Below are 13,125 nucleotides of genomic sequence, written 5' to 3'. Positions count from 1 at the left end.
CCCTCAGGAGTAACCCCATGGCAACGAACCTCAACCACCAATGGATGCCCTTCACCGACAACCGGGAGTTCCAGCGTGCCCCGCAACTGTTCGTTCGCGCCGAGGGTGTGCGCTACTGGACCAGCGAAGGCCGCGAGCTGCTCGACGGCAGCTCGGGGCTGTTCTGTTGCGCGGCCGGGCATGGCCGTACCGAAATTGCCGAGGCGGTGTGCAAGCAATTGCTGACCCTGGATTTCACCCCGCATTTCCAGCGCGCTTCGCCCTTGTCCTTTGAACTGGCCGAACGCCTGAGCGAGTTGCTGCCGACGGGGTTGAACAAACTGTTCTTCACCAACTCCGGTTCCGAGTCGGTCGACAGCGCCATGAAGATCGCCCTGGCTTACCACCGCGCCCGTGGCCAGGCCCAGCGCACCCGCTTCGTGTCCCGTGAATGGGCCTATCATGGGGTCAATTTTGGCGGCGTGGCCCTATCCGGCATGATGCGCAACCGCCAGGCCTTCGCCACCGGCGGCCTGCCCCACGTCAGTCACATGCGCCACACCTGGCAGGAAGAACAGCGTTATCAATTGGGCGAACCGGCCCAGGGCGCAGACCTGGCCAGCGACCTCGAGCGCATCATCGCCACCCACGGTGCGGACAGCATCGCGGCGTGCTTTGTCGAGCCCATCGCCGGTTCCATCGGCGTCTATGTACCACCGGCTGGCTACCTCAAGCGCCTGCGCGACATTTGCGACCGCCACGGCATCCTGCTGGTGTTCGACGAAGTGATCACAGGCTTCGGTCGTACTGGCGAGGCTTTTGCCGCACAGAGTTTTACGGTCAAGCCGGACATCATCACCATGGCCAAGGCCTTGACCAACGGCGCCATCCCCATGGGCGCGGTGGCCGTTGACGAGTCGATCTACGACGCCGTGGTCGGGGCCAGCCAGGGCCAGGGTCCGGAGCTGTTCCACGGTTATACCTACTCCGGTCACCCGGCCGCGTGCGCCGCCGCCCTTGCATCACTGGACATCTACCGTGATGAGGATTTGTTCGGTCGCGGTCGGCAATTGGCGCCCTACTTCATGGAGTCACTGAGCGGCCTGCGCGGGCTGCCCCAGGTCAGTGACTTGCGCGGCTACGGCCTGCTCAGCGGCATCCAGCTGACCCCGGGAACCGCCCCCGGCGCCAAGGGCGCACGGGTGCAGCGGGCGCTGTACGACGCCGGCCTGCACGTGAAGACCACGGGCGATGCGATCATCTTCGCCCCGGCGTTGGTGGCCAGCCGCATGGACGTGGACGCGATGTTTGAAGTCCTCAAGCACACACTCGCCCAGGAAAGCCTTTAAGCCAGTTCGGCCTGGCGCAATTCGCGCCAGGCCTTGCCCAACGCCTCGATGCCCGGTTCGATCAAGGCTTCGGCAATCGCGCCGAAGCCCAGGCGAAAGTAACAGCCGGTACGTCCCTCCCCCAGAAAATGAATATCGCCCGGCTCGATCAACACGCCATGCCGGGCAACCCTGCGCTGCAAGGCCCAGGCGTCTACCGCCGGCGGGCCGCTAACCCAGATCGATGAACCACCGGCCATGCCACTGGCGTTGCACTCCGGTAAATGCTCGGCCAGGGCGCGACTGATGACTCGCCACTTACGCGCCAGCCGGTCACGCAGGCGGCGGGCATGGGCGTCGTAATGCCCCATGGCCAGGAACAGCGCCAGGATGCGCTGGTTGTTCGACGGTGGATGGCGATACATGTAGCGGCGCAGCGCGCGTAGCTCATGAATCAGCTCGGCATCGGCGGCAATGAACCCCAACCGTACGCCCGGCAAGAGGCTCTTGGTCAGGCTGCCCAGGTAAATCACCCGGCCACTGTCGTCATAACTTTTGAGCGCAGGATGGTTGCTGCCCAGAAAGTTCTGCTCGCTTTCGTAGTCGTCCTCGATGATCAGAAAATCATGCTCGCGGGCGCTCGCCAACAACTCCAGACGCCGGTACAGCGGCATCGTCACGCCGGTCGGCGATTGGTGGCTGGGCGTGCAGAAGAGCATTTCGCACCCCTGCAATTGCACGTCCACCACCAGGCCCTGGCGGTCGATGCGCAGCGGACGCAGGGTGCAGCCGGTGAGGCTGAAAATGTTCCGTGCATCCACATAACCGGGTTCTTCCAGGCCCATTACAAGGCCAGGGCGGCCCAGCAGGCGCGCGAGCATGTACAGCGAATTCTGCGTGCCGATGGTCACCAGCAATTGCTCGGGCCGAGCCTGGATACCGCGTTTGGGCAAGACCCGCTGGATGATCTGTTCAACCAGCAGGGGATCGTCAAGCATCACCTGGTCATCGACCCAGCTGCGCATGTGCGCACCACTGGCGGCGATCCGTGTGCAATCGCGCCAGCGCGCGGCGGTCTGCTCGTCGTCCTCGATCTGGCCGTAGATAAACGGGTAGCGGTACTCGCGCCAGTTGCGCGGCTTGACGATGGCACGCATCTGCGCCGATTCGGTTTGCAGCCGACGCTCCCAGTCCGGCGCGTGATCGGGCCGTTCGAACAGGGCCGGGGATTTGGGGCGCAGGCTGACGTTGAGCTGTTGGCGCAAGAATTTTTCATTGATGAAATAACCGCGCCGGTCCGAGGGCGTGAGGTAGCCGTCCTGTACCAGTTGTTCATAGACCAGCACAACGGTATTGCGCGACACCTTGAGCAACTGGCACAGCTTGCGCGACGACGGCATGGCATCGCTGGGCGCCAGCGCGCCATCGAGGATGGCGTTGAGCAGGCTCTCGCGCAGTTGCTCCTGCAAACCGCGCCCAGCTTCGAACGGACGAAAATAACGCTCCAACATGGTTCCCATTCCCTAGATGACGCACCCCGATGGCGCACCCGATGCGCTGCACGCCTTACCCGCAAAGGCCTGGCGCTTTGGCTGGTACCAAAGCCCGGCGCAACTGGATCTAAAGCAAGCAACGGGCCGGCCCTAAGATCGAGGTGTGCCAAAAACAATGCCTTCCACCTTAGGAGCCACACCATGTTCAAGCCCCTGCACCAATGGATTCGACGCTCGCTGCTGTTACCCGCCGCCGCGCTGACCCTGGGCCTTGCCACCGCGGCCCAGGCGCAGACAGTGACCATCGGCGTGCAAAGCATGTTCGCGCCGTGGAAGAACGCCATCGCCGAAAAGCAATTCGAGAAGGCCACTGGCTGGGATATCCAATGGCGCAACTTCGACAGTGGCGGCGATGTGATGCTGGCGATGGCGTCCGGCGACGTACAGATCGGCGTGGCGGGCAGCAGCCCGATTGCCGCTGCCGTGAGCCGTGGTGTAGACGCGCAGTTGTTCTGGATTCTCGACAACATCAATGACGCTGAGGCGTTGGTGGTGCGCAATGGCAGCGGCATCGTCGCGCCCCAGGACCTGGCGGGTAAAACCCTGGCCGTGCCTTTCGTCTCCACCACGCACTTTCATGCCCTGTTTGCCCTGGAGCAATTTGGCCTGAGCGGCAAGGTCAAGGTCATCAACCTGCAACCGTCGGACATCCCGGCTGCCTGGGAACGCGGCGACATCGACGCGGCCTTCATCTGGGACCCGGCTTTGGGTCGCCTCAAGCAAAGTGGCCAGGTACTGCTGACCTCCGGGCAGTTGACCCAATGGGGCAAGGCGACCTTCGACGGCATCGTGGTCGACCGCAAGTTCGCCGCCGAGCACAGCGCCGGCATGCTCGCCCTGACCAAGGTGCTGCAGGCCAGCACCGCCGACTATGTGGAGGCGCCCGGGCGCTGGACCGCCGACTCGCCGCAAGTGATCAACGTGGCGCGCCAGTCCGGGGCCAAGCCTGACGAAGTACCGCCTGTGCTGGCCCTGTACCAGTTCCCGCTGGCCACCGAACAGGCCGGAGCCAACTGGCTGGGCGCCGGCAAGGATGGTGGCGCGGCCAAGGCATTGGCGGCCACCGCTGCCTTCTTGAAAGAACAGAAAAAGATCCCGGCGTTGCTGCCCGACTACAGCGTCGCCATCAACCCGGGCTTCGTCCAGGCCGCCCAGTAACCCCAGCCACGGGCGGCGCAGGCCGCCCCACCACGAGGAAATAGCCATGGGCCTGAGCCTGAAAATCCATGACGTGTCGGTGCACTACCCCGCACAGCAAAAAGGCCAGCGGGTCACGGCCCTGGCCGGGGTCAACCTGGACATCGCCTGCGGCGATTTCGTTGTCGCCCTGGGGGCATCGGGTTGCGGCAAGACCACCCTGCTCAACCTGATGGCCGGTTTCATCCAGCCCAGCAGCGGCTTGATCACCCTGGGCGATTTCCACGGCCAGGTGCCGCAACAGACCTCGGCGGTGGCGCAACTGCGCGACCAGGTCACCGGGCCAGGCTCCGAACGCGGCGTGGTGTTCCAGAAACATGCGTTGCTGCCCTGGTTGAATGTACTCGACAACGTCGCCTTCGGCCTGAAACTGCGTGGCGTGGCCAGGGCTGAACGCGAGGAGCGCGCACGGCACTTCCTTGAGCTCACGGGGCTGGCGGATTTTGCCGGCCACGCGGTGTACCAGCTTTCCGGCGGCATGCAGCAACGGGTGGGGATCGCGCGGGCACTGACCAATGATCCGCAAATGCTGTTGCTCGATGAGCCGTTGGGCGCACTGGATGCACTGACCCGCGAACGCTTGCAGGAACTGATCCTGCAGATCTGGATGCGCACCGGGAAGATGATGTTTTTCATCACCCATGACGTCGAGGAAGCCCTGTTCATGGCCACGCGGCTGATCATCATGTCACCGCGCCCTGGTCGCATCACCCACGAGTTCCCGATCGATTTCGGCCGACGTTTTCTCGCCGGCCAGGACGCCCGCACGGTCAAGTCCAGTGCCGATTTCATTGCCTTGCGCGAGCAGGTGCTGAGCATTATCCATGGTGATGAGGAGGCCGCATGAGCCTGTTCGACGAAAAACAACGCAACGCCGTGCTGCGCGCCCTCAACGAACTGCGCCGAGCCGCCCCGGCCCGCCCGGGCGAGCAGTATGGGGCGCCGGGCAACGGTTCGAGCCTGGTCTTGAGTCTGGTCACTGTGGTGCTGGCGTTTGCCGCCTGGTACATCGCGACCAACGCCGGCTGGGTCAAGCCACTGTTCCTGCCATCGCCCCAGGCGGTCTGGGCGCAATTGCTGGAGGTGGCCCGCGACGGTTTCGCCGACGCGACCCTGCTCAATCACATCGCCTGGAGTGCCTTGCGTGTCTTCGGTGCGTTCGTCCTGGCGGTGCTCACGGCGATCCCGGTGGGCATCATGATGGGCGTCAATCGTGTGGCCCGGGGAATTTTCGATCCGTTGGTGGAGTTCTACCGGCCACTACCGCCGCTGGCGTATTTGCCCCTGGTGGTGATCTGGATGGGCATCGGCGAGGGTTCCAAGGTGCTGCTGATATACCTGGCGATGTTCGCGCCATTGGCGTTGAGCGCTCGCGCCGGGGTCAAGTCGGTGGCCATCGAGCAGATCCATGCCGCCTACTCCATGGGCGCCAGTCGCGCCCAGGTGCTGCGACACGTGATCATGCCGGCGGCATTGCCCGAGGTACTGACCGGCATGCGCATCGCCATCGGCTTCGGCTGGACCACCCTGGTGGCCGCCGAAATGGTCGCGGCCACCGCAGGCCTGGGCTTCATGGTGTTGACCGCTTCCAAATTCATGGCCACGGACGTGGTGATCATGGGCATCCTGGTGATCGGCGCCATGGCGCTGCTGTTCGACTTGGGCATGCGCTGGCTGGAGCGACGCCTGGTGCCGTGGAAAGGCAAGACCTGAGTCATGCGCCGCGCCTGTCAGCTCGTTAAGAGCCGAGATTGGCGATGACTTATTCATGCTGAACATGACGGTACGATTTTCAGTCTGTCACTCAAGGGTCAAGCGCTTGGCCAGTTCAGCGCCAGGCTTCCACAGGGCGTTGATGCAGAACTTTCCATCCTCCTCCGTTACCGGTTCTAGTGTCTGCGGATCCAGTAGGTGGCTGTCGACCAAGGCAAGTCGCAGAACGCCGTTTTTATTGAGCAGTGTTTGTGCCTGGCATTCGCACAAGGAGCGCGATAGGGCTTGGATGGGAGGCTCTATCTCGGCTTTTTCAAGCTCGATCTCGAAACGCGCAGAGCAAGAGTCGACCAAATCCCTCAACGTATGGGCTGCAAAGTGATACGCGGTGAAATAACCCGCCGGCAACGCCAGCGAGATCATCAGCAGGTAGATTGCATCACGTTTGCCGGGCCTTTTGCCCGGGCGGCGCAGGTTTCCTGTTGTTGCTCCCCTGCTCCGCCACCAGCCTTGCACCGCATGAATCCCGACCAGCTTGTTGATGTTCATGACCAAGCGCCCTTACCCATGTGTAATAAAAGCATGGGACCGCTAACAGAATGCCCATTGATTTAGATCAACCGCCCTGCACCTGCCTATTCACGTTTCGCACGCTATGTTCTTAACCACTTCCGGCCCTTCAATCGCAAAAACAGCTTGCGCAGTTCAATGAACCAGAACACAGAGCTGGCCACTACAAGACAAAATCCCCACTGGCTCAGCGTCAATGCACGGGTTCCGAACGCCGTGTTCAGCGGCGGCGAGTGCACCACTGCGATCTGCAGGGCGACGGCCAGGCCAATTGCCCCCCACAGCCATCGATTGGCGAACAGTCCGCGCAATGCACTGGTTGATTCCGAGCGCGCGCACAATGCGTTGAACAACTGCGCCAATACAAGGACCGTGAAACCGCCGGTGCGGGCCTCAGCCAGCGACGCATCGCCCGCTATCATCCCTCCGGGCAGCATCCAGTCGAACGTTAATAAACTCGCCAATGCCATGACCAGCCCCACCTCGATCACACCAGGCGATTTGTCCAGTCACGCTATCACCTCTGAATCGCCACTCAAGCGTCAGGCGCTCAGCCAGCTCGGCGTAGGCTCCTTCCCGCACGCATTACTAGCGCCTTGCCTTTTCGCTCATACGGCCGGCACGTTCATTGGCTTCGTCGGCGGTCCGTTGTGCCTGGCGTGCCACTTCCATTGCCAGTTCTGCCTTGAGGTGCGCCTCATCGGCCCTCAATCGCGCCATTGCGGCGTTATTTTCAGCGTACTCCAGCCGGGCATCCAGTTCCTGGGCCTGCTTATTGCTGCAACCGGCCGTCGTGGCCAAAAGAATGCCGAGGCAAACAACAGGCAAACGCTTTTCCATGATGTTCTCCAAATAAGTTCCGACAGTAAAAGCCAGTCAAACCCAGTATCCGGCGTCACCCTCGGATTTCACTGATATTTATCAAACAACCGGCTGGCCTATGGGGACGCGGGCCACTGCGGCCTTCTTGATTTAACTCAATGTCTTTCTGTCGTTCAGGCGTAAAAAAAGACATGGGGCTTTGGTGGCCCATGTACTTCAGTCACACGGGAGAGGACAGGATCATGAGCGACTTAACCTTGCGCAATACCATTTTGGATGAGCTTGATTTTCAACCCGATATCGACGCCGCCCAGATCGGCGTGAGCGTGGACAAAGGCGTTGTCACGCTCTCCGGTCACGTCAAGAGCTATGCTCAGAAAGTCAGTGCCGAACGCGCGGTCAAAGCGATCAAAGGCGTACGTGCGGTGGCTGAGGAAATAGAGGTTCGCCTGGAAAAAGGCGCGGGTACCGCTGATGACACTATCGCCAATCGTGCCGTCAACATTATCTCGTGGCGCTCTGATACACCCGAAGGCGATATCAAGGTCGTCGTGCAAAAAGGCTGGGTAACCCTGGAAGGCCAGGTGGACTGGCAATATCAGAAGGAACTCGCCGAAAGCGCCGTGCGCAAATTGTCGGGGGTGGTGGGCGTGGACAATCGCATCACCCTGCGCCCGCAAGTGAACGTCGTCGATATCCAGCAGAGCATCGAAGAGGCCCTCAAGCGCAATGCTGAAGTCGATGCCAAGGGCATACGTATCAAGGTAGAAGGCAGTGTGGTGAAACTTGAAGGCAAAGTGCACTTCTGGCGCGAGCGTGAAATCGCCGAGCGTGCTGCCTGGTCGGTGCCGGGTGTCACCAGGGTGGATGACCAGTTGCTGATCGCCTGAATGATCGCCCCGGGAAATTCCTGGTTACCCGGGGCCATCCAATGCAATGGCGCCCGCTCCAGCCCCTCCTTCGCGAGCCAAGGCCATGAAAAAAAATCATCAATGGAACCTGTCTTTCTTTGCCGTCGCGTTCGTCGTGCTCACCCTGATGCAATTTTTGTTTATTGACCGCCCAGTGGTGCAGTCCCTTCCGTACAGCCAGTTTCTGCAGTTGCTCAGTGAGCGAAAGCTCAGCGACCTGAGAGTCGAGAAGGACCAGATCAGCGGCAAGCTGGAGGAACCCATTGAGGGCCGCAACCGGTTTTCCACCGTTCGGGTCGATCCTGCACTGGCGACGGACCTCGCCCGTTCGGGGGTCAGCTTCACTGGCGTCAATGAAAACACCTTGGTCAGCGGCCTGCTGGGCTGGTTGCTGCCTTTCGTCCTGATCATGGTGATCTGGCATTTCCTCTTTCGCGGGCTCGCGGAGAAGCAAGGCATGGGCGGGCTGATGAGCATCGGCAAGTCCCGGGCCAAGGTATTCGTCCAGCGCGATACCGGTATCACCTTCGCCGACGTGGCAGGCATCGATGAAGCCAAGGCCGAACTGGTGGAAATCGTTTCATTCCTCAAGGACAAGGAGAAATACGGTCGCCTGGGCGCCCATATACCCAAGGGTACGCTGCTGGTCGGCCCACCAGGCACCGGCAAGACCCTGGTCGCCAAGGCCATTGCCGGTGAAGCCGGGGTGCCGTTTTTCTCGATCTCGGGTTCAGAGTTTGTCGAACTGTTCGTCGGCGTCGGCGCGGCCCGGGTGCACGACCTTTTCGAGCAGGCGCGGCAGGCGGCACCCTGCATCATCTTCATCGACGAACTGGATGCGCTGGGCAAAATGCGCGGCGTCGGTTCGTTCGGCGGCAATGACGAAAAAGAACAGACCCTCAACCAGTTGCTGGCCGAACTGGATGGCTTCGATCCCCGTGAGGGCGTGGTGCTGCTGGCCGCGACCAACCGTCCGGAGGTGCTGGACCCTGCCCTGCTCAGGGCGGGTCGTATCGACCGGCAGATATTGGTCGATCGTCCTGATCGCAAGGGGCGCCAGGCAATCCTCAAGGTGCACCTGCAAAAGATCACCGTGGATCCGGGGCTCAATCGGGAGCTCATTGCCGACATCACCACAGGCTTCACCGGCGCCGACCTGGCCAACCTGGTCAACGAAGCGGCTATCGTCGCCACCCGTCGCGGCGCCAATGCCGTCAACCTCGACGATTTCACTGCCGCCGTGGAGCGCATCGTCGCCGGCGTTGAACGCAAGAGCAGCGTGCTGCGCCCCGAGGAACGCCAGGTGGTGGCCTATCACGAGATGGGGCATGCCCTGGCCGCCAGCAGCCTGCCAGCCATGGACCCGGTGCACAAGGTCTCGATCGTGCCCCGGGCCATTGGAGCGCTGGGCTATACCCTGCAGCGCCCGACCGAAGATCACTTCCTGATCAGTTGCCAGATGCTCAAGGACCGGATTGTCGTTCTGATGGCCGGACGCGCAGCCGAGTTCCTCACGTACGGCCAGATCTCCACCGGGGCCGCCGATGATCTGGCGCACGCCACGGACATCGCCCGGCAATTGATCACCCGGTTTGGCATGAGTAGCGAGTTGGGCCTGTCGGTACTGGAGCGCCAGAACACGGCTTATCTGGGCGATCGCCTGCCCGGTCTTGGCGAAAAGTACTATTCGGAACAAACCGCCAGGGAAATCGACCTCGGCATCCGCGCCCTGCTCGATGAAGCCTACGAACGCGCCAAGGCATTGCTGGCCAGCCGTCGCGCCGACCTGGAGGCCGGGGCACGACTACTGCTGGAAAAGGAAACCCTGACGCCCGAAGATTTTCCAGCGCTCAAGCCTGCACTGCCGATCCCGATGCCCGCCCCGGCAAGGGTAGTGCCACAGGCCAGGTGAAGGTCCACTGCCCTCGTTGCAGCACACCCTGAACAAGATCCCCGGTCGCCGGCTGTCACAAGTTCGCCACAGTTTGACCCCCGCCCATCAAGACTCGCCCTCCTATCCTTAGCCGTGCCTGATCCAGATCAAATCCGGGCGCGGCCAACGGCGTAAAAAAGAACTTGAGCACGGGGATTTCCCTGCGCATCAAGTGACCGCCAGATGGAGGGTTGCACGATGTTCGCTGACAAGCGCCCCGAAGATTGGCATGGCTGGGTCAATGCCGGTGAAAAATCCCGGATTGATGTTCTCAGCAACGGTCGTCCGGTGTTGATCCGGCATGTCGAGCAAGCAGACCGAGCTCGTGAATACGCGCTTGTCCGGCATTCGGCGCCGGCGTCCCGGCACGCGTTTTTACTCAGGCAACAGCATGAACCCCAGAAGGGCCAAGGCTGCATCGCACTGGTCCACGATAATGGCCGCGTGATCGAAATCGGCGCCAGCCGTTATACCGCCATGGGTCAATACCAGTGCGAATGCGCGGTCACCGTCGCCACTGCCTGGAAACGCCTGGGCCTGGGGACGTTACTGCTGGAGCACTTGATCGACGCTGCCCGCAGCAATGGCGTCCACCAGTTGTACTCGGTTGGCGCCTCCAGCAACGCGCCGCTGCGCGAGCTGGCCAGGTTTCTGGGTTTTGAAGCCCACGACGATCCCTTCGACCCCCACCAGGTCATTCACCGCCTGTACCTGTAAAGTCCGAGCAACATCACCATGACACGTCGCACACAGTAAGGGCGACACCCTAAGTGGCCCGCAGGTGTTGTTCAAACCAGTCGCCAGCGAGCCTGGCGACTTCCTCCAGGGTGCCAGGCTCTTCAAAAAGATGCGTGGCGCGCTCCACGACTTCCAGCCGTTGCTCGCACTGCAGGGTCTGGCTGCTCTGGCGATTCAGGCCCAGTACCACCGGGTCCTGTGCGCCGACAATCTGCAAGGTTGGCGCCTTCACCCCGGGCAGAGCCGGCCCGGCCAGATCGGTTCGCCCGCCTCGGCTGACCACTGCCCCTATCACCGACGCTCGCTCGGCGGCGGCCACCAGCGCCGCCGCCGCACCGGTACTGGCGCCGAACAGACCGATGGGCAAAGAACACAATTGGCGATCCCGGCCGACCCAGTCGATCACATCGATCAACCGTCTGGCCAGCAGGGGAATATTGAAGCGCAACTCCCCGCTGAGATTATCCAGGCGCTGCTCCGGTTCCGTCAGCAGGTCGAACAGCAGCGACGCCAGGCCCCGACCGGCCAGGACATCGGCCACATATTGATTGCGCGGGCTCAAGCGCCCACTGCCGCTGCCGTGGACGAAGATGACCAGGGCGTGCGCGTTCGCCGGCAAACGCAAATCGGCCGACAATTCAACGCCCGGCAGCTCCAGGGATCGGAATTGAACTTCAGACATCGCGATGTTCCGTCTGGGAGGCGCTCGACAGTTCCCTCTCCCAGGCCCGTTGCATGAGATTGATGACTTCTTCGTCCGAGGTCTGGGAAAAATCCAGGTACCAGTAGCCGATCGACATCATCCACTCGGGAATGAGCGGGCAAATCACTTCGTCTACTTGCATGGATAAATCCTCGACCGTTTCCCGAGGAGCAACCGGTACCGCGACGACGATGCGCTCCGGCGCCTGCATGCGCACCGCCTGGATCGCAGCCATCATCGAAGAACCTGTGGCCAGGCCGTCGTCGATCAGGATCACCACCTGGCCCTTGAGTTGCGGTGGCGGGCGATCTCCCCGATACGCCTTTTCACGTCGCGACAGCTCCTGCGCCTCCCGGGCGACCACCGCCTCGAAACTGGCTCGATCGATCGGGTGCGCCCGCAGCGCTTCATCATTGAGGACTTGTACACCGCCGCTGGCAATGGCGCCCATGGCGTATTCCGGGTGCGAAGGAGCACCGAGCTTGCGCACCAGCATCAGGTCCAGGCGCACATTCAGGGCGGTGGCAACTTCATAAGCCACCGGGACACCGCCACGGGGCAGGGTCAGGATGATCACCTCAGGCCGGTTGGCGTATTTGAGCAAGGGCTGCACCAGGCGTCGGCCGGCTTCGGCGCGGTTGAGCAAGGTGGTTTGTAATGAGGGACTGTGGATCACGGCAACCTCCTGGGGCGCTGACGACTGGGTTCTTAAGCTGCGGTCCTGGCCGGACTGCGCTAAACGGCCAGGATGCTGCACGCCACCTGGTACAGGGTATGTTCGGTGGTGCTGCCCAACAGTTTGTCCAGGCCATGGGACTGGACCCTGCCCATCACAATCACGTCCATTTCTTGCTCATCGGCGAGCGCATGCAGCACGGCCACAGGATGCCCCTCGATGAAATGTCGCCGGTCAGCCGGCACGCCATATCGGCCAGCCAGGTCGAGGAAGGATTTTTCATGGCGCTGGCGCAACTGACTGTAGAGGTCCGCGAGCGTCAAGCCCCCGCCGCCCATATCGCCCAGGAACAGCGCAGAAGCGTCGCAGGCATACACCAGGTGCAACTCGGCCTGACACTGGATAGCCAGGCTGGACGCCTGCTGGATGATCCGCTCATTGAGCTCGTCGTCCTGTACCAGGGAATTGGAAACATCAACCGCTGCCACGACCTTGCGCGGCAAAGGATGATCACCTTCGCCAGGCAGGTACACCGGTACCGGGCAATGGCGTAACAGACGCCAGTCCAGCGGGGTAAAGAAACCGCGCTTGAGCGCCGGTTCTCGTTGCACCTGCTTGATCAACAGGTCGGGCTGCATTTCCGCGACATAATCGAGAATGTCTTGCTGCAGGTCGTCGGCCCATTTCGCCTCGGCAGTCACTTCAAGCCCCCTGTTGCGTAGATGATCGGCGTGGTATCTGAGCCAGTTGCGCTGGTCTTGCAGATACTCTTCGCGAGCCTTTTCCCGATCGCCTTCTTCGAGTAGCGACAAGAGCTTCCAGGATGGGATCAAGGCGGCGATGTGCAGGCTGGCACCACTGGCCTTGGCCAGCGCGGCGGCATGATCCATGGCTTTGGACTGGCGCAGGGCCGGGTTGATGATCAGCAATAACCGTTGATACTGGCTCATGATCGGACTCCACGAAGCTCGCTTGTTTGTCACTGCCCGCCACCCTGAAGCG

General features: G+C 61.9%; 14 protein-coding genes. 7 read left to right on the top strand and 7 right to left on the bottom strand.

The features are described 5' to 3' along the window. The first annotated feature begins 17 nt into the window (after window positions 1-17). A complete protein-coding gene (gene aptA, locus NQL71_RS14810; protein ID WP_046819192.1) occupies window positions 18-1,328 on the top strand; it encodes an omega-aminotransferase AptA in 1,311 nt (436 codons plus the stop codon). Here aptA and pdxR read toward each other — a convergent pair. Then, window positions 1,325-2,818 (bottom strand): MocR-like pyridoxine biosynthesis transcription factor PdxR, encoded by a 1,494-nt coding sequence (gene pdxR / locus NQL71_RS14805; protein ID WP_046819193.1) that lies wholly within the window; start codon window positions 2,816-2,818, stop codon window positions 1,325-1,327. The two genes, aptA and pdxR, sit on opposite strands and share 4 nt — an antisense overlap. Window positions 2,819-3,001: 183 nt before the next feature. Here pdxR and tauA point away from each other — a divergent pair, with 183 nt between their 5' ends. From tauA to NQL71_RS14790, 3 genes are read left to right on the top strand one after another with little or no spacing between them, the layout of a single operon-like run. Further along, window positions 3,002-4,018, top strand: coding sequence for a taurine ABC transporter substrate-binding protein (gene tauA, locus NQL71_RS14800; RefSeq protein WP_046819194.1), 1,017 nt, complete (start codon window positions 3,002-3,004; stop codon window positions 4,016-4,018). 46 nt (window positions 4,019-4,064) lie between these two features. Continuing rightward, window positions 4,065-4,904 (top strand): taurine ABC transporter ATP-binding protein, encoded by an 840-nt coding sequence (locus NQL71_RS14795; protein ID WP_080957067.1) that lies wholly within the window; start codon window positions 4,065-4,067, stop codon window positions 4,902-4,904. Continuing rightward, entirely contained in the window at window positions 4,901-5,770 is an 870-nt protein-coding gene (locus NQL71_RS14790; protein WP_274642889.1) for an ABC transporter permease subunit, read from the top strand. Before NQL71_RS14795 ends, NQL71_RS14790 begins: the two co-directional genes overlap by 4 nt. Window positions 5,771-5,857: 87 nt before the next feature. Here NQL71_RS14790 and NQL71_RS14785 read toward each other — a convergent pair whose 3' ends face one another. The 3 genes from NQL71_RS14785 to NQL71_RS14775 all read right to left on the bottom strand — a co-directional run bounded on the left by NQL71_RS14785 (window position 5,858) and on the right by NQL71_RS14775 (window position 7,180). Beyond that, window positions 5,858-6,319 (bottom strand): hypothetical protein, encoded by a 462-nt coding sequence (locus tag NQL71_RS14785; RefSeq protein ID WP_046819196.1) that lies wholly within the window; start codon window positions 6,317-6,319, stop codon window positions 5,858-5,860. A gap of 104 nt (window positions 6,320-6,423) precedes the next feature. Continuing rightward, window positions 6,424-6,810, bottom strand: coding sequence for a cation transporting ATPase C-terminal domain-containing protein (locus NQL71_RS14780; RefSeq protein ID WP_256721417.1), 387 nt, complete (start codon window positions 6,808-6,810; stop codon window positions 6,424-6,426). 118 nt (window positions 6,811-6,928) lie between these two features. After that, window positions 6,929-7,180, bottom strand: a complete 252-nt coding sequence (locus tag NQL71_RS14775) for an Lpp/OprI family alanine-zipper lipoprotein (protein ID WP_052760658.1) — start codon at window positions 7,178-7,180, stop codon at window positions 6,929-6,931. 224 nt (window positions 7,181-7,404) lie between these two features. Between NQL71_RS14775 and NQL71_RS14770 the strand changes: the two genes are divergently transcribed. From NQL71_RS14770 to NQL71_RS14760, 3 genes are all read left to right on the top strand, one after another. Further along, window positions 7,405-8,052, top strand: coding sequence for a BON domain-containing protein (locus NQL71_RS14770; protein ID WP_077183440.1), 648 nt, complete (start codon window positions 7,405-7,407; stop codon window positions 8,050-8,052). 85 nt (window positions 8,053-8,137) lie between these two features. Then, window positions 8,138-9,985 (top strand): ATP-dependent zinc metalloprotease FtsH, encoded by a 1,848-nt coding sequence (gene ftsH / locus NQL71_RS14765; RefSeq protein ID WP_248686705.1) that lies wholly within the window; start codon window positions 8,138-8,140, stop codon window positions 9,983-9,985. 219 nt (window positions 9,986-10,204) lie between these two features. Beyond that, window positions 10,205-10,723, top strand: coding sequence for a GNAT family N-acetyltransferase (locus tag NQL71_RS14760; protein ID WP_166620288.1), 519 nt, complete (start codon window positions 10,205-10,207; stop codon window positions 10,721-10,723). A 49-nt stretch (window positions 10,724-10,772) separates the two neighbouring features. Here NQL71_RS14760 and NQL71_RS14755 read toward each other — a convergent pair whose 3' ends face one another. Genes NQL71_RS14755 through NQL71_RS14745 form a run of 3 tightly spaced genes read right to left on the bottom strand, consistent with a single transcriptional unit; the run spans window position 10,773 to window position 13,073 of the window. Continuing rightward, the gene (locus NQL71_RS14755; RefSeq protein ID WP_274642888.1) at window positions 10,773-11,426 is read right to left on the bottom strand and encodes a dienelactone hydrolase family protein; all 654 of its coding nucleotides are present in this window, start codon (window positions 11,424-11,426) and stop codon (window positions 10,773-10,775) included. Then, on the bottom strand, window positions 11,419-12,123 hold the full coding sequence (locus NQL71_RS14750; protein WP_046819202.1) for a phosphoribosyltransferase: 705 nt from the start codon (window positions 12,121-12,123) through the stop codon (window positions 11,419-11,421). The genes NQL71_RS14755 and NQL71_RS14750 overlap by 8 nt, the downstream gene beginning before the upstream one ends. Before the next feature lie 59 nt (window positions 12,124-12,182). Continuing rightward, the gene (locus NQL71_RS14745; protein WP_046819203.1) at window positions 12,183-13,073 is read right to left on the bottom strand and encodes a universal stress protein; all 891 of its coding nucleotides are present in this window, start codon (window positions 13,071-13,073) and stop codon (window positions 12,183-12,185) included. Window positions 13,074-13,125 lie beyond the last annotated feature (52 nt).

This window comes from Pseudomonas serbica, from assembly GCF_028823535.1.
GTDB classification, from domain to species: Bacteria; Pseudomonadota; Gammaproteobacteria; order Pseudomonadales; family Pseudomonadaceae; genus Aquipseudomonas; species Aquipseudomonas serbica.
Note: the sequence above shows the minus strand (reverse complement) of the source record. Positions and strands in the feature narration are given on the sequence as shown.